The 25,627-nt window shown below is 50.8% G+C and carries 27 protein-coding genes, 2 tRNA genes and 1 other annotated feature; of the genes, 20 read left to right on the top strand and 9 right to left on the bottom strand.

Going from position 1 to position 25,627, the window contains the following annotated elements:
• Positions 1–190: 190 nt before the first annotated feature.
• The 9 genes from rplS (at position 191) to GS601_RS05305 (ending at position 5,535) form a co-directional block, all read left to right on the top strand.
• Positions 191–556: a 50S ribosomal protein L19 gene (rplS, locus tag GS601_RS05345; RefSeq protein ID WP_162422245.1), complete on the top strand. Its 366-nt coding sequence runs from the start codon at positions 191–193 to the stop codon at positions 554–556.
• Between the two features lie 148 nt (positions 557–704).
• Positions 705–777, top strand: a tRNA-Trp gene (locus GS601_RS05340).
• Between the two features lie 233 nt (positions 778–1,010).
• Positions 1,011–1,235 (top strand): preprotein translocase subunit SecE, encoded by a 225-nt coding sequence (secE, locus tag GS601_RS05335; protein ID WP_162422244.1) that lies wholly within the window; start codon positions 1,011–1,013, stop codon positions 1,233–1,235.
• The gene (nusG, locus tag GS601_RS05330; protein ID WP_162422243.1) at positions 1,232–1,861 is read left to right on the top strand and encodes a transcription termination/antitermination protein NusG; all 630 of its coding nucleotides are present in this window, start codon (positions 1,232–1,234) and stop codon (positions 1,859–1,861) included. The genes secE and nusG overlap by 4 nt, the downstream gene beginning before the upstream one ends.
• Before the next feature lie 17 nt (positions 1,862–1,878).
• Positions 1,879–2,301, top strand: coding sequence for a 50S ribosomal protein L11 (gene rplK, locus GS601_RS05325; protein WP_162422242.1), 423 nt, complete (start codon positions 1,879–1,881; stop codon positions 2,299–2,301).
• Positions 2,302–2,363: 62 nt separating this feature from the next.
• A complete protein-coding gene (gene rplA, locus GS601_RS05320; RefSeq protein ID WP_162422241.1) occupies positions 2,364–3,074 on the top strand; it encodes a 50S ribosomal protein L1 in 711 nt (236 codons plus the stop codon).
• Positions 3,075–3,109: 35 nt separating this feature from the next.
• Positions 3,110–3,253: a sequence feature (ribosomal protein L10 leader region), on the top strand.
• Between the two features lie 51 nt (positions 3,254–3,304).
• Positions 3,305–3,835 (top strand): 50S ribosomal protein L10, encoded by a 531-nt coding sequence (gene rplJ, locus GS601_RS05315; RefSeq protein ID WP_162422240.1) that lies wholly within the window; start codon positions 3,305–3,307, stop codon positions 3,833–3,835.
• Between the two features lie 48 nt (positions 3,836–3,883).
• Complete coding sequence (gene rplL / locus GS601_RS05310) at positions 3,884–4,279, top strand: 50S ribosomal protein L7/L12 (protein WP_162422239.1); 396 nt, start codon at positions 3,884–3,886, stop codon at positions 4,277–4,279.
• A gap of 455 nt (positions 4,280–4,734) precedes the next feature.
• Positions 4,735–5,535, top strand: coding sequence for a class I SAM-dependent methyltransferase (locus GS601_RS05305; protein ID WP_162422238.1), 801 nt, complete (start codon positions 4,735–4,737; stop codon positions 5,533–5,535).
• A gap of 76 nt (positions 5,536–5,611) precedes the next feature.
• On the opposite strand, the gene GS601_RS23515 is transcribed toward GS601_RS05305, so the two are convergent.
• Positions 5,612–5,734, bottom strand: a complete 123-nt coding sequence (locus GS601_RS23515) for a hypothetical protein (protein WP_274381934.1) — start codon at positions 5,732–5,734, stop codon at positions 5,612–5,614.
• Positions 5,735–5,826: 92 nt separating this feature from the next.
• Here GS601_RS23515 and GS601_RS05300 point away from each other — a divergent pair, with 92 nt between their 5' ends.
• Positions 5,827–6,642 carry a tryptophan-rich sensory protein gene (locus tag GS601_RS05300; protein WP_162422237.1) on the top strand — a complete coding sequence of 272 codons (816 nt, stop codon included), beginning with the start codon at positions 5,827–5,829 and terminating at the stop codon, positions 6,640–6,642.
• Position 6,643: 1 nt separating this feature from the next.
• Here the strand turns inward: GS601_RS05300 and GS601_RS05295 are convergent, their stop codons facing one another.
• Entirely contained in the window at positions 6,644–7,633 is a 990-nt protein-coding gene (locus GS601_RS05295) for an aspartate carbamoyltransferase catalytic subunit (RefSeq protein ID WP_162422236.1), read from the bottom strand.
• A gap of 313 nt (positions 7,634–7,946) precedes the next feature.
• Between GS601_RS05295 and GS601_RS05290 the strand changes: the two genes are divergently transcribed.
• The 6 genes from GS601_RS05290 (at position 7,947) to GS601_RS22845 (ending at position 13,329) form a co-directional block, all read left to right on the top strand.
• Positions 7,947–8,879: a hypothetical protein gene (locus GS601_RS05290; RefSeq protein WP_162422235.1), complete on the top strand. Its 933-nt coding sequence runs from the start codon at positions 7,947–7,949 to the stop codon at positions 8,877–8,879.
• A gap of 127 nt (positions 8,880–9,006) precedes the next feature.
• The gene (locus GS601_RS05285) at positions 9,007–9,954 is read left to right on the top strand and encodes a TIGR04168 family protein (RefSeq protein ID WP_162422234.1); all 948 of its coding nucleotides are present in this window, start codon (positions 9,007–9,009) and stop codon (positions 9,952–9,954) included.
• Between the two features lie 218 nt (positions 9,955–10,172).
• Positions 10,173–10,257 (top strand) — tRNA-Ser (locus GS601_RS05280).
• 124 nt (positions 10,258–10,381) lie between these two features.
• Entirely contained in the window at positions 10,382–12,601 is a 2,220-nt protein-coding gene (locus GS601_RS05275) for a phosphoketolase family protein (RefSeq protein ID WP_162422233.1), read from the top strand.
• Positions 12,602–12,835: 234 nt separating this feature from the next.
• Positions 12,836–13,102, top strand: coding sequence for a hypothetical protein (locus GS601_RS05270; RefSeq protein WP_162422232.1), 267 nt, complete (start codon positions 12,836–12,838; stop codon positions 13,100–13,102).
• Between the two features lie 80 nt (positions 13,103–13,182).
• Positions 13,183–13,329, top strand: coding sequence for a hypothetical protein (locus GS601_RS22845; protein WP_202924884.1), 147 nt, complete (start codon positions 13,183–13,185; stop codon positions 13,327–13,329).
• 165 nt (positions 13,330–13,494) lie between these two features.
• Here the strand turns inward: GS601_RS22845 and tsf are convergent, their stop codons facing one another.
• Both tsf and rpsB read right to left on the bottom strand, forming a co-directional pair.
• Positions 13,495–14,157, bottom strand: coding sequence for a translation elongation factor Ts (gene tsf, locus GS601_RS05265; protein WP_162422231.1), 663 nt, complete (start codon positions 14,155–14,157; stop codon positions 13,495–13,497).
• 79 nt (positions 14,158–14,236) lie between these two features.
• On the bottom strand, positions 14,237–15,028 hold the full coding sequence (gene rpsB, locus GS601_RS05260; protein WP_162422230.1) for a 30S ribosomal protein S2: 792 nt from the start codon (positions 15,026–15,028) through the stop codon (positions 14,237–14,239).
• Positions 15,029–15,413: 385 nt separating this feature from the next.
• On the opposite strand from rpsB, the gene GS601_RS05255 reads away from it, so the two are divergent.
• Positions 15,414–16,079: a hypothetical protein gene (locus GS601_RS05255; protein WP_162422229.1), complete on the top strand. Its 666-nt coding sequence runs from the start codon at positions 15,414–15,416 to the stop codon at positions 16,077–16,079.
• A 176-nt stretch (positions 16,080–16,255) separates the two neighbouring features.
• Here GS601_RS05255 and GS601_RS05250 read toward each other — a convergent pair whose 3' ends face one another.
• Positions 16,256–17,413: a glycosyltransferase family 2 protein gene (locus GS601_RS05250; RefSeq protein WP_202924883.1), complete on the bottom strand. Its 1,158-nt coding sequence runs from the start codon at positions 17,411–17,413 to the stop codon at positions 16,256–16,258.
• Between the two features lie 182 nt (positions 17,414–17,595).
• Here GS601_RS05250 and GS601_RS05245 point away from each other — a divergent pair, with 182 nt between their 5' ends.
• Positions 17,596–18,798, top strand: a complete 1,203-nt coding sequence (locus tag GS601_RS05245) for an argininosuccinate synthase (RefSeq protein ID WP_162422228.1) — start codon at positions 17,596–17,598, stop codon at positions 18,796–18,798.
• A gap of 67 nt (positions 18,799–18,865) precedes the next feature.
• Here the strand turns inward: GS601_RS05245 and GS601_RS05240 are convergent, their stop codons facing one another.
• Entirely contained in the window at positions 18,866–19,516 is a 651-nt protein-coding gene (locus GS601_RS05240; protein ID WP_162422227.1) for a DedA family protein, read from the bottom strand.
• Positions 19,517–20,255: 739 nt separating this feature from the next.
• Between GS601_RS05240 and GS601_RS05235 the strand changes: the two genes are divergently transcribed.
• Positions 20,256–20,609 (top strand): STAS domain-containing protein, encoded by a 354-nt coding sequence (locus tag GS601_RS05235; RefSeq protein ID WP_162422226.1) that lies wholly within the window; start codon positions 20,256–20,258, stop codon positions 20,607–20,609.
• 43 nt (positions 20,610–20,652) lie between these two features.
• Here the strand turns inward: GS601_RS05235 and GS601_RS05230 are convergent, their stop codons facing one another.
• Complete coding sequence (locus tag GS601_RS05230) at positions 20,653–22,332, bottom strand: phospholipase D-like domain-containing protein (protein WP_338016966.1); 1,680 nt, start codon at positions 22,330–22,332, stop codon at positions 20,653–20,655.
• Positions 22,333–22,450: 118 nt separating this feature from the next.
• Between GS601_RS05230 and GS601_RS05225 the strand changes: the two genes are divergently transcribed.
• Positions 22,451–23,644 carry a cysteine desulfurase family protein gene (locus GS601_RS05225; RefSeq protein ID WP_162422225.1) on the top strand — a complete coding sequence of 398 codons (1,194 nt, stop codon included), beginning with the start codon at positions 22,451–22,453 and terminating at the stop codon, positions 23,642–23,644.
• Between the two features lie 9 nt (positions 23,645–23,653).
• Here GS601_RS05225 and GS601_RS05220 read toward each other — a convergent pair whose 3' ends face one another.
• Both GS601_RS05220 and ebsA read right to left on the bottom strand, forming a co-directional pair.
• The gene (locus tag GS601_RS05220) at positions 23,654–24,745 is read right to left on the bottom strand and encodes a DRTGG domain-containing protein (protein ID WP_162422224.1); all 1,092 of its coding nucleotides are present in this window, start codon (positions 24,743–24,745) and stop codon (positions 23,654–23,656) included.
• Positions 24,746–24,970: 225 nt separating this feature from the next.
• The gene (gene ebsA, locus GS601_RS05215; RefSeq protein ID WP_162422223.1) at positions 24,971–25,348 is read right to left on the bottom strand and encodes a type IV pilus biogenesis protein EbsA; all 378 of its coding nucleotides are present in this window, start codon (positions 25,346–25,348) and stop codon (positions 24,971–24,973) included.
• Between the last annotated feature and the right edge of the window lie 279 nt (positions 25,349–25,627).

The raw sequence follows: 25,627 nt of genomic DNA, 5'->3' as shown, positions 1-25,627 counted from the left end.
GTGATGCAGAGCAGTGTCTTTTCCTAACGTCAGTAAAGCTACCTAGATTGCCGAATTCAATCCCCCAAGGGGGCATTAGAGTAGGAACTTAAGTGTGAATTAACGATTGTTGCAAAAGTTTTTAGACGGACTCTAGACGGAACGCCCTTGCATAAGCTAAAGTGAGGAATTGTGAGTTTTAACGCCCTTTATGAAAGCGCAAGAAATCATCCGCTCGATCGAAGCGGAGCAAATGAAGTCAGATCTGCCGAATATCCAGATTGGCGATACCGTCAAAGTTGGCGTGATCATTCAAGAGGGCGAGAAAGAGCGCACCCAGCCCTATGAAGGCGTTGTGATCGCCATGGCAAGTGCTGGCATTTCCAAAACCATCACCGTCCGTAAGACCTTTCAAGGCGTCGGCGTAGAGCGGGTTTTCCTCGTTCATTCCCCTCGCATCGAGACCATCAAGATCTTGCGTCGCTCAAGAGTGCGCCGGGCAAAGCTCTACTACTTACGCGATCGTATCGGTAAGGCAACCCGCCTGAAGCAGCGCTTCGATCGCGCCCTCACCTAAGCTCAAGCGATCAGGGCTAGAAGACGCCTGCGGCAATACTCCGCAGGAAAACCCATAACCCAGACCTTGCGATTCCAAGACCTGTTAGACTATACAAATAGCAAAGAACAGATAGTAAAGATTAAGCATTCAGAGTCATTCGGCTCACGCGCTCTTAGTTCAGTTGGTAGAACGCAGGTCTCCAAAACCTGATGTCGGGGGTTCAAGTCCTCCAGGGCGCGCTGAATACTCTGAATTTGTCTTGGCTATTGCATCTCGGTGCAGCTTGAGTCGCTGATCAACTCATAGCTTGGGGGCACACTCCGCCGTTCGTATGAGATTGTGTCCTCTTTTAGCTGAGAATTGCGGATTAGCCTAAAATAAAGGTTTCCGATCATCTATCGGATTTCACCCGCTCAGATGGCTCGCTAACGTGAGTCTCTGATTTACCCGACATGATGGAGCGCTGAACACTGTGGCAAAAAAAGAAGAAGCGTCTATCCAAGAGCAAAACACTGGATTTAACCCAAGCTCGTTTATCGACGGAACCAAGGAAGAACTCAGCAAGGTGGTTTGGCCTAGCCGTCAGCAACTCATCAGCGAATCCGTCGCTGTGATCTTGATGGTTACGCTGTCAGCAACCCTGATTTACTTGGTTGACCAGTTGTTTCAGTGGGGACAAGGGAAGGTGTTTGGATGACCTATACCTCAGACGAAACGCAGTTTGACGATCGCTCCGACGATAGCCCAGACGATCTTCAGCCAGGCAAGGCGCGGTGGTATGCCGTGCAGGTCGCGTCGGGCTGCGAAAAGCGTGTTAAAGCCAACCTAGAGCAGCGTATTGATACCCTCGACGTTGCCAATCGAATTTTGGAAGTTCAGATTCCTGAAACTCCCATCCTCAGACATCAAAAAGATGGACGCTCGAAGGAAGCCGCCGAGAAAGTATTTCCAGGCTACGTCTTGATCCGGATGTTAATGGATGATGAGAGTTGGCAGGTCGTCAAGAACACTCCCAACGTGATCAACTTCGTCGGCGCAGAGCAAAAGCGGCGCTATGGGCGCGGGCGGGGTCACGTCAAACCAATGCCCTTGGGACACTCAGAAGTGGAACGCATCTTCAAGCAGTCTCAAGAGCAGGAGCCAGTCAGAAAAATTGATCTGGCAGCAGGCGACAAGATCACAGTGCTTTCAGGTCCGTTTAAGGAATTTGAAGGCGAAGTCATCGAAGTTAGCCCAGAGCGCAGTAAACTCAAGGCGCTGCTTTCAATCTTCGGGCGAGATACGCCAGTAGAACTGGAAGTCAACCAAGTTGAGAAGATCTAATCGATAGAGAGTAACCGATGGCTAAAAAAATCACCGCCGTGATTAAGCTGGCGATTAACGCTGGCAAAGCAAACCCTGCGCCGCCGATCGGTCCTGCCCTCGGTCAGCATGGGGTCAACATCATGATGTTCTGCAAGGAATATAACGCCAGAACTGCGGATCAAGCAGGAATGGTGGTTCCGGTAGAAATCTCGGTGTACGAAGACCGGAGTTTTACGTTTATCTTGAAAACGCCTCCGGCATCGAAGTTGATTGCTCAAGCCGCAGGAATTTCCACAGGTTCTGGCGAACCGAACAAAAAGAAAGTCGGCAGTATTAGCCGCGCTCAGCTTGAGGACATCGCCAAAACTAAAATGCCTGACCTTAATGCGAATGACATTGAAGCTGCCATGAAAATTATTGAAGGAACCGCCCGGAATATGGGTGTAACTGTCAAGTAATTCACCGCCCACATTATTTATTGGGGGAGAGGACTTCCTCGCTATGACCCCAGGAGAAAGCAATGCCAAAAGTATCAAAGCGATTGAAAGAATTGCTGGCAAAGGTAGAAGATCGTCCTTACGAGCCTTTGGAAGCGCTAAATTTGTTGAAAGAGACCGCGACCGCAAAATTTCCTGAATCGGCTGAAGCCCATATTCGCTTGGGCATCGATCCAAAATATACCGATCAGCAGCTTAGAACGACGGTTGCCTTGCCCAAAGGCACAGGTCAAGATGTTCGGGTTGCGGTGATTGCTCGGGGCGAAAAGGTGGCTGAAGCAACGAGTGCAGGGGCTAATCTGGCGGGTTCTGAAGAACTGATCGAGGACATCGCCAAAGGCATGATGGATTTTGATCTGCTGATTGCCACGCCCGATATGATGCCGCAAGTGGCAAAACTGGGTCGGGTTTTGGGGCCTCGTGGGTTGATGCCGTCTCCTAAGGGCGGTACAGTTACGTTTGATTTGCCGCAAGCGATCGCAGAGTTCAAAGCTGGAAAGCTCGAATTTCGGGCAGACCGGACGGGGATTGTTCACGTCATGTTTGGCAAAGCGGGGTTTTCGGCACAAGATTTGCTGGTCAACCTCAAAGCTCTGCAAGAAACTGTCGATCGTAACCGTCCTTCTGGTGCAAAGGGTCGCTATTGGCGTACGATATATGTGTCTTCAACGATGGGTCCGTCGATCCAGGTGGATGTAAATGCTCTGCGCGACCTCAAGCTTGAGGCAGCCTAACCCGTTTTAGAGGCACACTATCGAAGCATTTTGCTCTAACTAAATATTCCAAACCAAAGATAGCAGGGGCTTTAGGCTTAATGTCCTGCCGAGGTTTGATTTCTCGTCTGCCGCTTTGCAACGGCACGTAGAAATTAAGCGACCTCGGTTTACCCAAATCGAGGTTTTTTGTTTGGAATGTGAGGGCAATTTTTGTCTCACAAATCCCCAGTTTAAGGAGGTGAAAACGAATGGGAAAAACGCTGCAAGACAAGAAAAACGCTGTTGCGGAAATTCAACAGTCGCTCAGTACTGCTCAGTTAATGTTCATCGTTAATTACAGTGGGCTGACGGTTGCTGAAATTTCTGACTTGCGAAATCGGCTTCGCCCAAAGGGTGCGGTTTGCACCGTGTCGAAAAATACCCTGATGAATATTGCGATTCAGGGCGATGAGCGATGGCAGCCTGTTAGCGAAATCCTCAAAGGCGACTCTGCTTTTGTGATTGTTCAAGATGATCTTGGTGGGGCGATTAAGGCCTACCAAGAATTTCAGAAGGTCACTAAAAAGACTGAGATGCGCGGCGGCGTTATGGAAGGCAAGCTGCTGAAAGAGGCAGACTTGAAAGCGATCGCTGATCTCCCTTCTAAAGAGCAACTCATTGCCCAAATTGCTGGCGCAATTAATGGTGTGGCAACTCAGTTGGCAGTTGGCATCAACGAAGTGCCGTCTGGTTTGGCTCGTGCTATCCAGCAAATTTCCGAGAAGGAAGAGGCGGCTTAATCGGCTGCTACGGTTCGATTTCACTCATTATTTTCAAGGAGTTAACTCATGTCTGCTGTTACTGATGAAATTGTAGAAAAGTTAAAGGGGTTGTCCCTTTTGGAAGCTTCTGAACTCGTCAAGCAAATTGAAGAGACGTTTGGCGTTAGCGCGGCGGCTCCGGCGGGGGGCATGATGATGATGGCTCCGGGCGCAGGCGGCGGGGCAGTGGCGGAAGAAGTTGAAGAAAAGACCGAGTTTGACGCGATTTTGGAAGAAGTTCCGGCTGATAAGAAGATTGCAATTCTTAAAGTCGTTCGGACGATTACTGGATTGGGTCTGAAAGAAGCCAAAGACCTTGTAGAAGCTGCTCCTAAAGCCATCAAAGAAGGTGCAGCAAAGGCTGAAGCTGAAGACATCAAGAAACAGATTGAGGAAGCTGGCGGTAAGGTTTCGATCAAGTAAGCCAAACCAGCCTACCTGTTTTGATACGTATCGGAGTCACGATCTAAACCTACGATCGCGGCTCCTTTTTTGTGAACTTGGATTTATTTCTGATTGGGGAAGTGATAATTATTTCGACTCATTCAAAAGTTGCTTTCTGCCCTGTTGGGAGTGAGTAATAACTATTGTGAGGCGCGTTTCTTTCAGCGTTACCCAGATTGGGGATCATAGACGGAATAGTTCAGCCCAATAGAAACGGGAAAATAACCATAACAGTGGTACACAATGATAAAACCTAATCACTCGGTTGGAGCAGACGGGTCAAAGTCTTATGATTTCGTTTTGGTGTTACTGGTCGCTGCTGAACCCAGTTGTTATTAGACTTTGGTTATCAATAAGGCGGTACACTTGTCAATTTTTGAGGTAGCAATTAGAGTTGGATTTGTGTCGGCTTGCACAGTTGAGCAGAGGTATAAATGTCAAAGTCTCAATACGTTTTTACTGATTCTCAATATGTCAAAGAACTTGAACGACTTCAGGCAATTGAGCAAGTCTTTGATCTAGCAAGCCGCAAGCGGATTCAAGCAACCGGAATTACAGTAGATTGGCGTTGCCTTGAAGTTGGAGCAGGAGCAGGGTCGGTCGCGCAGTGGATGGCAGCAGTTGTTGGAGAAAATGGCAAAGTTGTTGCTGTTGATTTAGATACTCGTTTTGTCGCGAATATTCAATTACCTAACGTTGAGGTTTTGGAAGCTGACATTCGGCATCTTTCGCTTGAAAATCGCTCTTTTGATCTTGTTCATGCCCGTTATGTTCTCATCCACATTCCAGACTTCCAAGTAGCGTTGGCAAGAATGTTAGATTTGCTCAAGCCGGGTGGATGGATCGTCATTGAGGAGCCTGATTTCTCAGCGGCAAGAGCGATCACTGGCGAGGAAAGGGCTTGTGACTCGGTGAATCGAGTGAATCGAGCTATTTTGCAGATGTTTGCAGATAGAAACATGGATTATGCATTGGGTGTTAAATTGCCTGCAACATTTCAAACGCTCGGCTTACGGCAGCTATCTGTGGAAAATGATGTTCCCCTATCCAATGGTGGTTCAGGCATAGCAACAGTGATGAAGATGTCTACCGTGCAACTTGCAGAAAAATATATTGCCACAGGCGAAGCAACCCAAGACGATATTGAGCAGTATTGTCTATTCTCAGAAGATCGAAATGCCTGGGCAATTTACTATGCAACGGTGGGGGTTACAGCCCAAACAGCCGCATCATAATTCTGCTGCACGCCCATCCTATAAAGATACTTGGCTGAGTGGCAAAGGTTGTCTGCGTCTGCAAAGTTTCTTGACCTTAATCGTTGTGTTGCTCACATTGGAAGTTATAGCAGTAGAAAAATTGCACTTTGGGGATGGGCGCGATCGCGGCTTCACTCAACTCCCCAGAAACGCGCCGCACCGCCCTAAGATTTTGCAAAAGAGCAAACCCCTCAGAATGGATCAAGCCGTTAGTTGGAGGTTAGGCTAAATCGCTTTGTTAACCTGAAAGAGTGAGTTAAGGAAAAACATATGCAAGGCTCTCAACAGGGTTCTTCTCAGAACAAGGTGTGGCAAAGTGCGGTCATCATTTCGATTTTGGCAGCAATTATTATCAATGCCCTTTCCAACTTCTTTCCGATCAGTGGACAAAACATTGGAGAAATTTCCAACACGATTTTTGCCCCTGTTTTGATCACCCCCGCAAATTATGCCTTCGCTATTTGGGGCTTGATTTACATTGGGCTGATTGCTTTTGGTATTTATCAGGCGTCTCCGGCGCAGCGAGATAACGCCCGTTTAGAGAAAGTGCGCGCTCCGATTGTGGCAGCTTGTGTGTTTCAAATGGTTTGGGTGTTTCTTTTTACCGCTCAACAGTTTTGGCTATCTGTGGTGCTAATGTTCGGCATTCTCTTAAGCCTGATTGCTGCCTATGGGTGGAGCCGGATGGAGTCTTCCGAGCTTCGCGGGGCAAATCGGGTAGCTCAAGACGAGAAAATCTTTAGTCAAATTCCAATCAGTCTTTACCTTGGATGGATCAGTGTAGCATCGATCGTGAACGTGGCATCAGCCCTATATATCTCAGGTTGGGATGGTTGGGGCATTGCTCCTGTCGTGTGGACAGGGGTGATGCTTGCGATCGCAGCCGCCATGACAACCATCATCACGATTCAATTTCAGGATGCAGCCTTTGGCTTTGTGATCGTTTGGGCACTGATTGCGATCGCAGTGCGGCAGTCGGGTCAGTTGGCGCTTTCTGCCACAGCGTTTGGACTGGCAATCGCCCTACTGCTACTCATCGGGTTCACGCAGTATAAGTCTAAGCAGTACAAATCTGGCGATCTCTAAGTCATCCAACCTTGCCGCCGCCCATCAGATACAGCAATGCCATCCGCACGGCAACACCGCTTGTGACCTGCTGTGAAATCAAACTAAATTCCGGGTCATCCATCAGATCCGAACTAATTTCTACACCCCGATTGACAGGTCCTGGATGCAAAACCTTGACGCCCGGTTGACACTGCCGCAAGCGATCGCGGGTAATGCCAAACTGCTGATGATATTCTCGCAAACTGGGCAAGAGATGATCGGTCATTCGCTCTGTTTGCAAGCGCAACGTCATCACAAAATCGGCATCTGTCAGCGCTGGATCGAGCGACCAATGGACAACGAGCTTTCGAGGCAGCCCATCTTCTGTTACAAAATCGGCAAACTCTTTGGGTAACAGCGTTGGCGGCGCGGCTAAATGCACCTCGGCTCCGCTTGCGGTAAGGCTCCAAATGTTGGATCGTGCGACTCGTGAATGCAGAATGTCGCCCACGATCGCAATTTTTCTCCCCTGCAACAGCCCTAACCGAGGAGTATTTGCATCGAGCAGCGAACAGATGGTAAACAAGTCGAGCAAGCCCTGGGACGGATGCTCGTGCTGCCCATCGCCAGCATTGAGAACCCCAACTTTGACGCCCAAACGATCCATCTCATCTGCGATCGCACGGGGCACTCCCGCTTCTTTATGGCGAATCACCATCATATCGGTTCCCATCGCCAAATAGGTTTTTGCCGTATCGAGAATGGTTTCTCCCTTCGTCAGCGATGATGAGCCGGGCGCAAAGTTTAGCGTGTCTGCCGAGAGCCGTTTTGCGGCAAGCTCAAAGCTACTGCGCGTCCGCGTAGAGGGTTCAAAAAACAGATTCGCCACGACCTGCCCCTGAAGGGTTGGCACCTTCTTAGTACGGCGCGACAGCACTTCGCGAAAACTACTCGCCGTTTGCAAAACGGTATCGTATTCCTCTGGCGTAAAATCTGCGAGCGACAAAACGTGGTGACGAGTCCAAGCCATAACTCCAAGTCATACCCAAACGGCATGAGGATCTTCTGATTATTCATATCGCAAAACGCTCCCCTTCACACGCGGGCTTGCTTCAAGCTCGAAAAAGCTTCAGAGCCTGAGCACAGGGCAGAAAGGCTCCACCCCATCGGTTCTGCTGTGCCATCCGGTTCTAAATCTGTTGCTAAGGTAGACGTTCTGATGCAATTTTGATCCGGCGATCGTCCGCGCGGTACCCCGGTAAAATGTCCCCTATCTCCTCCCCCTCGTCTATCCTAGAAGAACGTGTCTAGAAGAACGTGCTTTGTCGCCCAGGTGAGAATTGATGGTCGGATCGCTCGAGCAAATTACCCAAAACCTTGCCGCCCTCGATCGCACAGTAGAGGAACTGCAAGAAAAGTTTCATAGCGCCTATGCCAGCTATCTAAAGACGTTGGGACAGGTCACTCGCCAGCAGCTAATCTTGTCGTGCCACCATATTTGCACCGAAGGCTATCCTCAAGCCTTTCTTGCCCTATCGCTCAGCCACCGCCAACAACTTCAAGCTGCCCTGCGCGACTTGGCAAAGCAGTCAGAACATGACTTGCTCGACACGCTCACCCTAGCCGACGAAGAAACCGAGATTCAAGACGACGACACCTTGAATGAACTCGACGAAGAGCTAGAGTTTACCTTGAGCGATGACGACCTTGAGCTACTGAGCCATGACGCTGAGATCGAAGAGTTGGAGTTGGAGGATGAAAACGAACTAGAAGCCCTGTTGTCGAAAGCTATTTCCTCTTCGACCGAGCAACCGCCGCTAACGCCGATCGATCTGCTCGGTCAGTGGCAATCTACGGTAGAGCGATCGATCGTGAGAACGCTGCAAATCACCTCTCAAGCTGCCAATCAACTTTTGCAACAGCACGAGATTTTGCCAAAACAAGTTCCCCCGCCGATTTTAGAAGCGGCGGCTAAAGCCAAAGGCAACGAGCCATCGTCTGGGCATCCTAATTTGCTGAATTTATTGATTGATGCCAGCGAAAAATCGATGCGATCGAAAAAGCCCGATCCTGCGTCTATGGTGCATGTGATCGCGGTAAATTTGCGTTTGGCAGAAATTGAGTTTAACGATATGAGTGTGACAAGCGATCGCGCCAAACTCCGCGCTCTGAGAAAACAATTTCAATCGTTGGCGCAGCAGTATCGCAAGAAACAGCGAGATTATGCGATCGCAGAAGCGCGCCTTGCGTGGAAATCTACCTGGGTTAACGAGTGAGCAATGAGGAGAGTAGCCCCACACCGTAGCAGACAGAACGATGGCAGACAAGGCATGATAGGGGAGCTACGCCCTGCTCTTTTAGACGCAGCTAGGCACAAGGCTTCTGGACACAAAGGATAGACACATGGCAGAAAGTCAGGGAATTAGAATTGCCGCGATCGGGGACATTCACGACCGATGGGAGTCGGAAGATGAAGCCGCCCTGGAGTATCTAGGCGTTGATCTTGCCCTGTTTGTTGGTGATTTTGGCAACGAATCGGTCGAGGTTGTGCGACAAATCGCTAATATTAATATTCCGAAAGCGGCGATTATGGGCAACCACGATGCCTGGTATAACGCAACCGATTGGGGCATTAGCAAATGTCCCTACGATCGTATGAAAGAAGATCGAGTGCAGCAGCAGCTAGATCTTTTGGGAGACGCCCATGTGGGGTTTGGAAAGCTCGATTTTCCAGAGTTGAATCTCAGCGTTGTAGGCAGTCGCCCATTTAGCTGGGGCGGGTCGAGTTGGAAGAACAATCGCTTTTACCGAGAGCGTTTTGGCGTGCAGAGCTTTGAAGAATCGGCAGAGCGCATTGTGAGCGCGGCAAGCGCTACGCAGTGTGACACACTGCTATTTATTGGACATAACGGACCACTCGGCATGGGCGAGGGAGCCGAAGATCCCTGTGGTAAAGACTGGCAACCGATCGGCGGCGATCATGGTGATCCAGATTTCGCAGCCGCGATCGCACAGACTCGGCAACTGGGCAAAACCATTCCCTTTGCCACCTTTGGGCACATGCATCACACCCTGCGCCACACCAAAGAGCAAACCCGCCGTGCTATTCATGTCGATCACGCCGGAACGGTTTATCTCAATGCTGCGAATGTGCCGAGAATTGTAGAACGAAACGGCGATCGCTTCCGCAATTTCTCGATTGTCACGTTGCACCAGGGTCTGGTCTCTCAGGCATCGTTGCTGTGGCTCAACCGAGACTTTGAAGTTGCCTCAGAGCAAGTACTCTACCAGGCTCCGCGCCTGAAATTCGTCGAAAACGCTCCGACGCTGCGTGCCAGCCATCGCAAATAGCACGCAAGTAGCAAACAACCGTCTTGTACCAAATTGATTTTTTACTACGACCGATCCTCGACCCCCCTGCCTACGGCATCCTCCCTTGGTCAGGAGGGGCTTTCCGGCTCCTCTCCTTAGTGACGGCAGGGGTTGGGGGAGGTCGCACGTCTGTAGCATTTACAGATTAATTTGGTATTGGTTAGCGTCTAACTAAGCTAATATAATGTTTGTCTCTGGGAGAGGTGGCAGAGTGGTCGATCGCGTTCGACTTGAAATCGAATGAACCGAAAGGTTCCGAGGGTTCGAATCCCTCCCTCTCCGTTAATAACGCTTACTTATACAAATCGAAAGAAGATCGGAAGCAATATTCGGTCTGCTGTTTCCGTTTTGGTCAACGGGCTGTGTACCATGATGAATTAGGCAACACACACAGCAGGAACCAAGCATGACCGCCGTTACTTCAAATTCGCCCTCTACCGCGCCTGCCTTCTGCGAGGGGATTCAATATTTTAGCGATCGCATCCCCGGCTTTGAGACCTATGGCAAGATTAGTGCGATCGCAGATGGAGCACGTGCGATCGCCGATCCGCACGATGCCAACGCCGCCTACCAAACACTGCTCACCGCCGATGCTCTCCGCTACTTGATCGTGCAGATGACCGCCAGCAAAGCGTCTGGTCACCCCGGTGGGTTTGCCAGCCAAGCCGAAGCCTACGCCGCGTTTGTGATGCTGGGTCACAAAAATATTCTCACCGAAGTCGGGCATCACGCCCCCGGCTTTTACTGCGCCATGTTTTTAGACCGATCGCTAGAAGCCATGGGCATCGAAACCGTACAGCACCTGCGCGATCGCTTCCGCGAAAAACACGGGCTACTTGGTCACCTCTCCGGCTTCATTCCGGGCATTCTCGCCCCCGCCGGGCCGTTAGGACAGGGACAACACTTCGCCATGTCTGCCGCATTTTTGCACCGCGAGACCCTGTTTCCCTTCACGATCGGCGATGGGGGCTTGGGCGAACCCTACATCATGAGTTCGATGGCGCACTTCAACACGGCGTTTCCAACGGTCACCAATTTTCTACCAGTGCTGGTATGGAATGGCTATTCGCAAGAGCATCACAGCATGGTCTCGCTCAAATCTAACGAGGAAATGATTGCCTACTGGAAAGGCAATGGGTTTGAGCAAGTGGTGTTGGTAGATGCCAAAGACTTCGACGACCAAAACCAGCCGGGTGCGTATGCCGATAACACGCTCTTCTCGCTAGAGCGGCGCATCGAGTTTGCAAAAGCGGTGGTCTCGGCGGCAGACCAAGCTGCAAAATCTGCCCTAGGCGGAACGCTGACCGTCTTTATCATTAAGCAGCTAAAAGGTGCAGGCGTCCATGCTAGAGGCTCGAAGTCTCACAATTTGTATGCTCATCATAAGTTAGACCATAGCGACATTGTGGCAGCGCTGCAAAACCTTGCCTTGACTCCAGAGGCGTGGGCATTGGTGCGATCGAACTGTGAGCGGGCAGGCGGTGGGTCTGCCAGTAAAACGGTCGTGACAGAATCGGTGCTGCCTTTGCCTGATCTCGGTCAGTTGCCGTTAGAAGAATATGAAGTGGGCGGCGAGGCAAAGGTTTCTACCACGGCGATGGGGCGATTAGTTGGGCATGTCGGCGGGCGCGATCGCAACTTCCTGGTCACCAACGCAGACGGAAATGAAGCCTCCGGCATTGCGAATATCAACCAAGCCCTCAAAATTATTCACCCCACCGAAGATCCGCTCTATTTCCAATCTCCCCAGGGTCAGGTTTATGAGCCGCTCAGTGAGGATGCCTGTGCTGGACTCGCTGCCGGGCTAGCGCTGATGGGATCTCGGACGCTGTGGTGTTCGTATGAATCGTTTGCGATCAATGGCTTACCGATTTGGCAAACCGTCACCCAAGCCATGGCAGAACTGCGACGCCCAGCCCCTTCGACGATCACGCTCTTCACCGCAGGCGCTTTAGAGCAAGGGCGCAACGGCTGGACTCACCAACGCCCCGAAATCGAAGCTTACTTTGCGGCGATGATGCGAAACGGCAACGTTTTTCCGCTGTTTCCACCCGATGCAAATAGCATTCAGGCATGTTATGAGTGGGCATTGACGACGCAGAATAAGGGTGTTGTGATTACATCAAGCAAGTCGCCGTTGCCGATTCGGACGACCTTTGAGCAGACCAGACAGGGATTGAAAGAGGGCGCGATCGCACTCCAAGAACTGGCAGGTTCTCTACCTCAAACCATCGTATTTGCAGTGGTGGGAGATATGATTCTCGCTCCTGTCTTTGAAGCGGCAACCAATCTGCAAGGTCAAGGTTACTCGGTGCGGGTCGTCTCGGTTGTAAATCCGCGTCGGCTGTATCGCCCTCACGATGTCGCCTGGGATAGTTGCTCTGAGCCAGATGGCGACTTTGCTGATGATGCGACCTTTGAGCGATTGTTTAGTGGCGATGTCGTCATTGGCATTAGCGGCGGGGTCAGCGGCATGCTAGAGCCAGTGATGCTGCGAAGCACAGCCAAGCGAGATACGTTTGCGTGGAAACGAGGGGAAACGACCGCAACGCCGGGTGAATTGCTGGCAGTAAATGGCATTACGGCAGATGCGATCGTTAAGCGAGCATTGCAACTCGCGCAGTAATATCCGCAGTAATGTTTAGAGCCTTCATGCTTTAGGAGCCAGCCCTCACTCGCTCTTTGCCCAAAGCAGAGCAATCTAGCTAACCCTTTTGTTTCTCTCTCCTGCGGGATGGGGGCTAGGGGTGAGGGCGTCCGAGGCTATGTACGTCAGTTTGGGTGTCTAAAAGCGCTCTTCCTTCTTGATGCTTGGGCACTATAGCCAAGTCAGGCGGCGGGTTCTCAACAGTTCTCAACCATGGATAGCGAAGATAGAACCGAAGTTTCTGTATGTATTGGTACGTTCGACCGGGCTGGAATGCCGATCGCAATCACAAAACACCTGAGCGAGTTTGCCACGGTTGCGTTTCAAAGTATCACGCTCAATATGTTGCTCTCTCGGTGCTTTAACCTCGAACTGGCTGAGGTAACTTACATTCGCAATGAAGATGGCTCTACCATCAGAATTGAGCGTAACTTCAAAGGTTTCATTGGGTATTTAGAAGCCTCTAACAAAATAAATTAAGTCGTGTTGATTAAGCGTCACAAATCTTCATAAATGCGTCAGAATACAGAGAGTAGACCGCATTTGGGCAACGTCACCTCATGGCAGCATCAGACGATCGTAAGAAACGAATTATGGAGCATCTTGCTCGTAGCACCAACGGGTTCTCGCAACCGGCTGAGACTCGTTCTCCTGAGCGGAGACAGCGCATTCTAGATCACATTCGGCGAACCACAGGTCAGGGCTAAGGGCGGTTGGCAGTTGCTCCGATGCTTGGTAGGCGCGATTGGCGTTGCCAAGCTCCACCGGATCGCACCCCCACGAAAAAGCAGGAAGAAGAGATTCTTCCTGCCTGATCCATTGAGAACCTCTGAGATCCTCAACGGTTAAATTCTGCTGCTGATAAACGCAACCTACTTGCCGCCTGCGATCTGAGCCGCAACTTCCGCCGCAAAATCGCTCTCTTCTTTCTCAATGCCTTCGCCCAAAACAAAGCGCACAAAACGGCGAATCCGAATATTTTCGCCAAGTTGGGCAACGTGCTGCTTCACCAACTCATCTACCGTGATATTTGGGTCTTTAATGTATTGCTGATCCACCAGACTCATTTGCTTCAGGCGCTTGTCGATACGCCCCTGAACAATCTTTTCTTTCACGTTGTCTGGCTTACCCGCCAAATCATCTTTGCCCATCTCGATCGCTTTCTCTTTCTCAGCAATCTCCGCCGGAATATCTTCAATTCTGACGTACTCTACTTCTGCGCTTGCTGCAATCTGCATCGCAATACTACGGACGAGATCTTGAAACGCCTCGTTGCGAGCTACAAAGTCTGTTTGGCAATTGACTTCAACCAAAACGCCAATCCGCCCACCGATGTGAATATAGCTACCAACCAACCCTTCTGCGGCAGTTTTGCCCGCTTTTTTGTCTGCTGATGCAATGCCTTTTTTACGCAGCCAGTCGATCGACTTCTGCAAATCCCCGCCGTTTTCAGCGAGGGCTTTCTTGCAATCCATCATGCCTGCGCCAGTCTTATCGCGCAGTTGCTTTACGTCCTTTGCTGAGATGTCTGCCATATGTTTTTCCAGTGCGTTCAATTGCTAATCGCGTCAGGTCGCCAGAACAGACTGTGCTCTAGCCACCTATCTCAAACCCTTATGCGGTTGCAGGTGCAGTTTCGCCTTCACTTTCAGGCTCGGTCTCATCGTACTCGTACTCGTCTTCAGCGCCTTCGTAATCTTCGTACTCGTCTTCAGCTTCGAGTTGACCATGGCGACCTTCGTAGATCGCATCTGCCAACCGACCCACAATTAGCTTAATCGAGCGAATCGCATCATCGTTTGCTGGAATGGGAATATCAACCACATCAGGGTCGCAGTTGGTATCGAGCAAGGCTACGATCGGCAGATTTAGCTTGAGGCATTCCTGAACCGCGTTGTATTCCCGCCGCTGATCCACCATGACGATAACATCAGGAATCTTTCGCATCAGCTTGATGCCGCCCAAATACTTCTGAAGCTTCTCTAGCTCACGACGAAGAACAGCCGCTTCTTTCTTCGGCAGCAGATCCAGTCCACCTGTTTCCTCACGACGCTCTAAATCTTTGAGGCGATCGACGCGAGTTTTAATCGTTGCCCAGTTGGTAAGCATGCCACCTAACCAGCGTTGGTTGACATAATAGGCACCGCAGCGAGAGGCTTCTTGAGCAATGATCCCCGCCGCTTGGCGTTTGGTTCCGATAAATAGAAACTTTTTCCCTTGCTCGGAGGCAGTCCGCACATAATTGTAGGCGTTGTCCATCAACTGAGCGGTTTGCACCAAGTCGATGATGTGGACGCCGTTGCGAGCGGTGAAGATGTAGGGATTCATCTTGGGGTTCCATCTTCGGGTCTGATGACCAAAGTGAACGCCCGACTCAAGCAATTGAGCTAGTGAAACAACTGGCATTTTTTAGTTCCTTATTCGGGTTAATCCTCAATCCAGAAGTAGTTTAAAGGGTAAGGATTAGAGGGTTAGGGGATAAAAAAATCCGTGCCGCCCACTGACCACTGTCTACCGTTTAACCACCCGAAATCCTGGATGTGTGAATTTGACAACCTCTCTACGGTAACACAAGACCTTTATCCTTGAGTTATCTAATCTGTCTAAGAAAACGCTTTGCTACGGGTTTATCATGGCTCCTGCTAACCGATTTGCTTCGCGACATTTTCCCCGATCGCGCCCTCGTTTTAGGCGACGTCAATCTCTTTTTTTTCGGGTACTAACGACCTGGCATCGGCAAGGTGCCCTGTGGTGCTTGGGTCGGGTTTGGATGCGATTGAGCAAAGCGCTGATGGCACTCCTTCTATCAACGGTGCTCCCATCTACTTACGGCGCGGCGTGGGCAGCGTCAGACTTGGTGAGCACTCGCTATGCACCAACCGAGTTGAATTTTGCGATCGCGCTCCTTGGAATCATGGTTACTGCCATGGTTGCCATCCAATATCCCAAAGAGAGAATCGGGCAGTTACCGGGTTCAGCGTTGCTGGTTTTATTGAGCATTCATATTTTTTTCGGCTGGCTGTTGGGGGTTTATAACGCGGTTTGGTGGGTTTGGGTTGGAGTGATCAGTGGGTGTGGTGCGATCGCCAAGGTGCGATCGGTTGAACTAGGAATGATGGGGCTGCGATCCTTTATTTTGGCAGGCGTGGTGGCGATTGCCATGCTCGTTGCGTCCTTGGGGTTCTTCGCGAATATGCCACTTTTTCAACCCCTGGTGCGATCGCTGGCGTTGGGGCTGGCAATAGCGGCAGCTTGGTTTTGGGCAGTGGGTGGGGCAAGATTTCGGATGGAGTCGATGGGAGTGGAGCCATGGGGGCAGAGCGCCACTCCAAAAGAAATGCAGATTGTGCGGACGATCGTGGGGGTGAGTTGGGAAGGTTTGTGGTTGGGTTGGTTGCTAGATACCTTCTTCATCCCGCAGTGGGGCGAATTAATTAATCAAATGCTGGCACGGTAATTAATGAGTTTTACAGCCCATGAGTGCAACCCGATCGATTCAACCTCTGGCAACTGATTTGGGTCAATGCCCCGCGGTTCCTACGGAGTTGCGCTCTGCGCTAATCTCAAAACTGCCTCCAATCGTTCCCGTGCTTCTTGCTCGTGATCTGCCCGTGCTTCTGCTTGCCCAAAACGCTAGTGCCTTGGCTTCGCTGCTTGAGCTTCGGCATAGGCTGCATATACGCCTTTAACGTTGTACCAGTTGAGAAAAATCCGGGCGACTTCTAACGCTAACTGCGGTTTACCATTTTGAATTAGCCAGCGCAACAGAGGAGCCAAGGTGCGCTCATTGAGTAAGCCGCCAAGCGTGAGCAACCCCCACAAGGTGCGATGCAGGGAGGTCATCTGGATCATCATTTTCACATCCCGTGTGGAGTGCTTTTGGTAAAACAGAACTCCCATCCGTCCGCGTTGAATTTCCTTGTCAATCAGGCTTGGAATTTGGTCTAGTGAGAATGCGGGATGCCAATGATATCCAACCGCATCGGGACATTTGATCAGTTTGAGACCAAGTTTTTTGAGCCGAACGCCTAGTTCCAGATCTTCCCACCCGTAGAGTTGAAATCCGGTATCAAACAGTCCGGCTTTGATCAGCCAGTGACGCGCGATCGCAACATTACCCGTCGCAAAATAGGCTGCTGAAAAGTCTGTGACTTTATACGGCTCAGACGTGGGACTCTCAAAATTGCAGGTGTTAATGACTCGCCCGTAGGTAAATAGGCAATCACTCCCGATCGCTTGCCGCCCTTGAACTAATGCGGCTGCATGAGACTGGAGGAACACCTCCGTCACCACTAAATCGCTATCGATGAAAATAATCGTGTCGCCCGTCGCCTCTTCAACCCCCCGATTTCGCGCGGCAGACGCCCCTAAATGCGCCTGACAAATTAATCGAGTGTGGGGCAGGTGAGCCGACTTGAGCCAATCGACCGTGCCATCTGTCGAGCCGTCATCGACCACCACCACCTCGTAATTGGAAAATAGCGGACTGGGTGCTTGATGCTCTAGCGCCCTCAAACACTGCTGTAAAATTGGCTTACGGTTATACGTGGGAATAACGACACTAAATTGCACAGCTTTCTTCTCAGACACGATCGGTTTTGCAGCAAACTGCCCTCGTCTCCAGACTCTCCAGACTCCATCTCTATGTATCTTATCAAGTGAGGTAGCTGTGATCTTGAGAAAGCCTGAGAAGGGGAAGAGTTGGCGTTGAAGACTATTGCTCGATCGTAAGCGATCGCTAGCTGACACTCTAACCTTAGAAAGCGGCGTGTCGAGTAAAAAGCTCGGCATTTCAGGTTATTACCAAAAGACGCGCAAACCCAAGCTCAGTTCCGCTTCGGGTTAACAAGCTCGACCTCCACTACTGCTTAACATTCCGAGCAGGTTTAATTCTGTGCATCTTCTAACTATTGCCGTTGTCGATTAGCTGCATAATTATAAACTTGTTGTTCTAACGAAACCGAGGAAACGTCATGGGTCGAGCCAAAAAGGTTGTGCTGGCATATTCAGGTGGAGTGGATACCTCGGTCTGTATCCCTTACCTCAAAGAAGAATGGGGAGTCGAGGAGGTGATTACCCTAGCGGCAGATCTGGGTCAGGGGGATGAACTTGAACCGATTCGGGAAAAAGCGCTGAAGTCAGGAGCGTCCCAATCTCTGGTTGCAGATGCAACGCAGACCTTTGTTAAAGACTATGCCTTCCCTGCCATTCAAGCCAATGCACTTTACGAGAATCGCTATCCGCTCTCGACGGCACTTGCTCGCCCGTTGATTGCTAAGTTGTTGGTGGATGCCGCCGCAGAATATGGGGCAGATGCCGTTGCCCACGGCTGCACCGGTAAAGGTAACGACCAAGTGCGATTTGATGTCTCGATCGCCGCCCTCAACCCTGATCTAAAAGTGCTTGCGCCTGCCCGCGAGTGGGGCATGAGCCGTGAAGAAACCATCGCCTACGGAGAGCGGTTTGGCATTCCTTCGCCGGTGAAAAAGTCGTCTCCTTACAGCATCGATCGCAATTTGCTAGGACGCAGCATCGAGGCGGGCCCGCTTGAAGATCCGATGAATGAACCCCTCGAAGAAGTGTATTTGATGACCCGTGCGATCGCCGATACCCCTGATGAACCCGAATACCTGGAAATTGGCTTTGAGCGAGGCATTCCGGTGAGTCTAGACGGTCAGCCCTTTAGCCCCATCGAGTTGCTCACCCACCTCAACGATCGGGCGGGCAATCATGGGATCGGTCGGATCGATATGGTGGAAAACCGCCTCGTGGGCATCAAATCTCGTGAGATTTACGAAGCACCTGCCTTACTAACGCTGATTCATGCTCACCGCGACCTAGAGAGCCTAGCCTTAACCTCGGATGTGATGCACTACAAGCGCGGCATTGAGGAAACCTATTCCCAGATCGTCTACAACGGCTTGTGGTACAGCCCGCTTAAAGCAGCACTGGATGCGTTTGTGCTCAAAACTCAAGAGCGAGTCACAGGAACAGTTCGGGTCAAACTGTTTAAAGGCAATGCGATGATTGTGGGGCGTCAGTCGGCACACTCGCTTTACACCCCTGACCTGGCAACCTACGGTGCAGACGACAAGTTTGACCACAAGGCAGCAGAAGGCTTCATCTACGTTTGGGGGTTGCCAACCCGTGTCTGGTCGCAAACGGGTCGCGGATAACAGCGTTAGAGATCTCCGATTTTGAGACCATTATTTTGACAATATTGGAGATCTCGCGATCGCGCTATTACTCGCCGTCGCTCGCAGGAGGATCGGCAATCACCTGTTTTGCCTTACGAGACTCTAGCCAGAGCGGCACTGCAATCCAGGCGACAACTAGCAATAATGCCCCTGCGCCAAACTGAGATGCCAGCGTCACTAACTTCTCAAGCGGCACAAGTTGCCCTGCAAAAAATGCCAATGTCACCATCACCGATGCCCAAGAAATCGCGCCGACCACGTTATAAAGCATGAATTTCCAGTAAGGCATCTCCGCAATGCCTGCTAATGGACTCGCAAAAATCCTGAGTAGCGCAATAAAGCGACCCAAAAACACCGCTTTTCCGGCATTTTCGCTGAACTGGTTTTTCAAATCTTGAAGTTGTGTCTCCTGGATGCGGAAAATACTGCCCAGCCTTAGCAGCAGTGCCCATCCTCCAAGCCGCCCGATCCAGTAGCCAAAATTGCCCCCGATCGCTGCCCCCAGGGCTGCATCGCCGAGAACGAACCAATAATTCAAGCGATCGCTGCCAGCAAGAAAGCCGCCTACGATCGTCACCGTTTCTCCAGGAATCGGCAACCCCAAATTTTCCAGCAAAATTCCGAAAAAAATAGCCCAGTATCCATACTGCTGAGCGATTTCTTGGATGGCTTCTGGCGAGAGAAAGTCAAGGGACATCGAAATTACCTTTACAAAGCTTCATCCTTCTTTTTGATCTTGGCGTAGTTTCACTAATTGTGTCAACGCCGAGATTTCCCAGGGCAGTGGGCACGACCCATCCCCAGAAGATTATAGGCTCATCCAAGCGCAGCAAGGGGTTTATTCGGGCAGTTGCATAACAATCGCCCTCTCCCGTGACAGGTTGATGAAGATTTCTCTCACCTCCGGTTCTCTAGGGGTGAAGACGTTTGAGGAAATTGCCTATCGCTTGGGTCTCTATTTCTGACGCAATTTCTGACGTAATGGTTGAGCAGATGCAAGTTGAGCAGATGCAAATAGTTGAGCAAACCTAGCAGGAGACTTCACAAAAACTAGAATCCAGTTCGGGAAGTCATAAAGTTTCCGTAAACCTTTTGGAATCTCAGTCAATGCAAGTGGATCTAGTCTCTATATTGAAAATGTCTAAACTTTAAGTACATTTACTGAATAATTGAGCTAACTAAGTGATATTACTACAATCTTAAGGTAGGTTCAGTATCTCGTAAGTTGCCCATCTACTCAAAGGTACTGCGCTGTTACCATATAAATGTAGTACTAATAACCATAGTACTGAATAAGTATGGCATTGATAAACATAGTGCTAAAAAATACGCTGCTTCAGAAGCGGCGATTTAGGCGTCTGGCATGGGGTGAAGGTGTCTTGGATGGGGTGTTTTAGGTGAAGGTGTTGAGAAACAATACATGCGGGAAAGGCGCTATGGCTTTAGCAAACAACTGTGAAGAAATTCTACTCCGACCCCAAGGTTGCTTAGATTTGCGAGGAGGACGGTGGTTACAGCAACAGTTAGAGTCGATCGCCCCCAGACGCTACAAATTTTGGGTAGTTGATTTATCTTCTGTAGAATTTATTGATAGCTCTGGGCTGGTTGCGCTTGTAGGGGGGCTAAATGCGGCAACCCAGGCAGGGGCACGGCTGATTTTATGTGGCTTGCGCCCTTCAGCGCAATTAATTTTCGACATCACGCAACTCGATCGCGTCTTCACCATTTTTGAAACCTATGAGGCGCTGCTGGCGTCACTGTCTATCCCTGAAGAAGTTTCGCTGCTTTAGACGGGATTTGTGTAGCAGAATCGCCCTCTTGTGCTGTAGATGATTACCAGGTAATGCGATCGCGCCATCTGGCTAGAAGTTTTGCCCCAACGCCCGGAATCCGCTCTACATCGTCTAGTGTGGCAAAAGGCTGCTGCTGACGAGCCGCGATAATTCGTTTTGCCATGCCAGATCCAACACCCGGTAAGGCTTCTAGTTCCGCTTGGGGCGCAGTATTGAGGTTCACCTTCTGCCCAATGGGATCAGACGCCTTGATCTTCTCAAACGTTTGCGGCACAACAAGTTGAGGGCAGGCTTGCTGCTGAGCATCCACTTTTCGTTGAATCGCGGGAGGAATGCCCAGGGTTGCTGTTTTGTAAAGACGCTCAAATTCTCGCCGGAAGTGAGCCGTGACGGTCGGGTTAGCAATGACGAGCAGCGTTTCATCGTTGCCCCGGTTGGCGACATCTGACCAGTTGTGAGAGCCAGTGATCACCGTGTGATGATCGACAATGCCAAACTTATGGTGCAACAAGTCTCCGGGCGGCAACCGGGGCACACCCACCGTGGTGATCGGGGTTTTCCAGGGGCGATTGTTTGGCTCTGCCTTGCACTGATCAGACAGCGTAATGCCTAGCATATCGAGTCCTTCACTGTAGGAACGATACATAAACGTTGGCTCGATCAATGCCTGGATTTGCACCCCGCGATCGCTAAGCGGTTCTAAAGCGTTGACCAGAGGTTGGTCAGAAAACACAAATAGTGCCAGTTTGATCGACTGCTTTGCCTTGACCAACGTTTGGCTAATCAGCCCATTTGTGGTTTGCGCCCAGGGACGTGTAGAAGATGAAGGCGAAAACTGCACCACGATCGGAGTGGCTCCTACCTTGACCAACTGCGGAGCGCGATAGGGTTTTTTGACCCCAAATAGGCTATCTTTCTGACCGCCCACCCCATCGCCCCAGAGGTAAGAAAATTCTTGTAAAAAGAGGTTTGCGAGATCCGAACTTTTAATCTTGAGAAGATTGTTGGCGTTGCCTCGGCTGGCAGCATGGGAAAAATCTCCGTGAACGTCTGAGGTTGTCCAATTTGCAGATGTGGAAATCACGGTAAGCCCGTCGATCACCATAAATTTGTGGTGCATCAGTTTACTACCCCGACTGCCATCTTCCGTATCGTCAATACGGGGAATCTTGGCGTTGTCAAGGACGACAAGCGCATCGTTATCGTTGATTTCCTCAAGGCTAAGCTGCCCGTCTCCGTTGCGATCGATTAGCTGGCGCGCTTCGGTATACCGACTTCTGTTTCGCGCTGGCAAGGTGGAAACTTCATCCGCCGTAAATGTACTGAAGGGGCGAGAGTAGGTGTTTTCCAGGATGACGCGAACTTGAACCCCAGATGCCGCGCGATCGCGCAATGCCCTCGCCACGTTGGGCAGCCGAAATTCTTGCACGGCAATGTCTATGCTCAATTTGGCAGTGTTGATTGCGTCTACCAAAAGCTGCTCTAAGTCATCTCCCGATCGCGTCTGCTGCCGATAGGGTTCTCGGTACTGAGACGCAGGATTGTGGTTACTGTAAACCTGAATGAGGGGATCTTGCGGTAGCGGGCTGGGTCTTACGGCATCCGGCGATAACGGCGTTGGAAGAACGGTTTGAGGTTGAACCGGCTGACAGGCAGCGAGTCCTAACGCCATTAAAGCACCGCAAAGTTTAAACTGGACAGAGCGAGGTAATGTAACCACAAGCCAGATTCCCAAAAATTAGATTGACCGCTACGCTAAAAATCGATCTGTGCGGCGTGAACATCCGTAGGATACCCCAGTCGCTATTTGAACTACTCCGTTATTTTTCTGAACGCTCATGCAGGTCTACTTAGATTACAGTGCAACAACGCCCACCCGACCCGAAGCGATCGCGCTGATGCAAGAGGTCTTGTCGCAGCAGTGGGGCAACCCGTCGAGCATCCACGCTTGGGGGCAACGGGCGGCAACCTTGGTGGAGCGATCGCGAGTTCAGGTGGCGCGGCTGATCAACGCTCCGCCAGAAGCGATCGTGTTTACATCGGGCGGCACTGAGTCTAACAATCTCGCCATTTTCGGCGTTGCCCAGCACTATACCCGCCCACAACACATTATTATTTCGCAGGTCGAACATTCTGCGATCGAGCAACCCGTGCGGCTGTTGGAACAGTGGGGCTGGGCAGTGACGCGGCTTCCCGTCGATGCTTTGGGGCGGGTGAATCCAGCCGATCTCAAGGCAGCACTGCAACCAAATACGGTGCTGGTCTCAATTATTTATGGACAAAGCGAAGTCGGAACGGTGCAACCGATCGCTGAGCTTTGCCACATCACCCGCTCCTACAAAAAGTCCCAAGACATTCTGTTCCATACTGACGCGGTGCAAGTTGCCGGACGGTTGCCCTTAGATGTCCAGCAGCTTCCGGTTGATTTGCTGTCTCTCTCAAGCCATAAACTGTATGGATCTCAAGGGGCTGGGGCGCTGTACGTTCGCCCAGGGGTGAAGCTGGTGCCGTTGCTCAGTGGAGGTGGGCAAGAAAGTAAAGTGCGATCGGGGACGCAATCCGTGCCAACGATCGCGGGCTTTGGCATTGCTGCCGAATTGATTGCTCAAGAAATGGCGACGGAAACCCCTCGGCTGATCCGATTGCGCGATCGCTTGTTTGCTCATTTCTCAGAGATGCCAGACCTGCTGCCCACCGGTGATCTCATTCATCGGTTGCCCCATCACGTCAGCTTTTGTTTACCCCATGCCGACGGAGAGCAGCTAAATGGCAAAGTTTTAGTGCGGCACATGAATTTAGCCGGCATCGGCATCAGCGCTGGAGCCGCCTGTAGCAGCGGGACATTGCTCCCCAGCCCGATTTTAACCGCCATGGGATACCGCGATCGCGTTGCCAAAGCCGGAATTCGCCTCACATTAGGACGCGACACCACCGAAGCAGACATCGATTGGACAGCGATGGCACTCAAGCAAATTTTGGCTCGCCTGATCCCACAGCCACAGCTAACGCAAGGTTTGATGGCTGAAGTCTGATAAAAGCCTCTACGGCAGCGCGCCAGCCGGTGCTAAACCGAGGGACGAAAGCAAGCGATCGCTATCGAGGTGTTCTTCAATCATCTGACAAATGCACTGAAACTTAATCGGCTCGTGCAGCCGCACCTGACCAAAGGCACGATCAATAATCTCGACGGTACTTAGCGTGTCTAGATCGACGGATAAAATTGGAATTTCTAGATCTTCAGCGCGGCTAATAATTTCCTTGCTAGGAGGAATATGCCCTGTGAGGATGAGGCACTGAGTCGAAGTTTCTAAAGCCGCAAACTGGAGATCGGTGCGATCGCCCCCCGTGACAACTGCCATATTCCGCCGCGCCCGGAAATATTTGAGGGCAGAATTCACATTCATCGCGCCAATGGTCAAACTCTCAACCATCAGATCCAAGCGATCGGGGCGGCAAAGCACCTCTGCCTTAAGCTGATGAACTAACTCTGCCACGCTGACACTCCGCAGCAAAGCGCTTCTTGGCAATACCCCAAACACAACCACTCCGCGCTTTTCAAGAAACGGAACCATCAAAGAATTCACAGTTTCGAGTTGATCACTGGGAACATCATTAATACACACGCCCAATAGTTGATCGCCTAGCGTTTCCTTTGCGGTTAACAAGCCATCGAGCAGCAGCATTGAATGAAACCTTGCCACCAGCAGCACAGACGCCTGCATCGTTTCAGCGACCTCTATCAACGACAAGTTGAATAGTTTACCTTCCTCGATCGTTCCTGGTCCTTCTAACAACACCAACTCACCGCCTTGATCTAGCCTTTGCTCGGCAAGTTTCTGGCGATAATCTGGCTGATCGCCCAGGCTCAGACGGCTTTTTATGGTTTCTGCGTCTAGCGTCAAAATAGAGGGCTGCAAGCGGTTTTTAGGAAGATCAAGCGTCTGAGCCACAAACTGAATATCGCCATCGCTATCTGCCATCTGAGTTTGCCCCCAGCCTCCGCTCAACGGCTTTCCGTAAGCAATATCTAGCCCTTTTGTCTTGAGTTGATGGGCAATTCCTAAGATGATTGCTGACTTGCCACTATAAGCTTCGAGCGATCCAATCAGTAGATACTTTGCAGATTTCGGCACGCTCCTCTCCCCCAGTTAACGCTTATTGATCAGAGTGTTTTAAACCTCAGCCCCCCACCTATTCCTACTTACGATGTATTTACAGGGTAGAAGAGTCGAGTCTTGGTTTTCCTAATTGTAGAGGGAGACGAATTTTATTGCCGCAAAAAAGGGGGCACTGCAATGCCCCCTCTGGTCAAAAACGCACGATGCTAATGCACCATAGGCTGAAACACCTGATGCCACTCAATCTTCTAGGCGAAGCAGCTTACGATAGAATGCTTGTGAGAAATCTGCCAGGCGGCTCCGTTTGAAAGTGGTGATGACATCGATCAAAAAATCGACGAATTCAAAATTTGCCATCATGACTTCGTAACTCAGTTCAGCATTACCATCAAATTGAATGCGGCAACGGCACAAGTCGGCAGGCAGCGTGGAGACATTCCAGGTTGCGATAAACGGAATGCTCTCGGCTCCTTCAATTTTGCGCTGACCTTCTAGTGCGCCTTTTTGGTAGAGGCTGATGGCAAACGGTAAGAGTTGCTTTTTGCCAGCTTGCGGATAGTAAGGCACATAAACCCCGACTTGCTGAGTGGGAGCGGGCTGAAGTTTCTCGATGGACATGCTGAACTTCCTACTGAGTCAATCACAAGGTGAAGGTTGACGACTTCCACTCTGCTCTAAGCCCACGGGTTGAGCTTGACAGGGAATGGTAGACAACAGCGACGCTTGATATCGATGTCTGGTTCAGTGTGCCCATCTGATGGTTTTGCATCTCAGATGTGGGGATGCAGTTTTGGCGATCGCAAGTTCCGATTCTGTTCTAAGCTCGACTTTATCCATCTTGAAGGAGAGGAAAGGAAGCAAGATTAGGAAAGCGTTGTTTGATTTGTCCTGATGAGC

Origin of the sequence: Myxacorys almedinensis A, from assembly GCF_010091945.1 — a bacterium.
GTDB lineage: Bacteria > Cyanobacteriota > Cyanobacteriia > Leptolyngbyales > Leptolyngbyaceae > Myxacorys > Myxacorys almedinensis.
The sequence above is the reverse complement of the archived record's forward strand: the minus strand, read 5'-3'. Positions and strand labels throughout refer to the sequence as shown.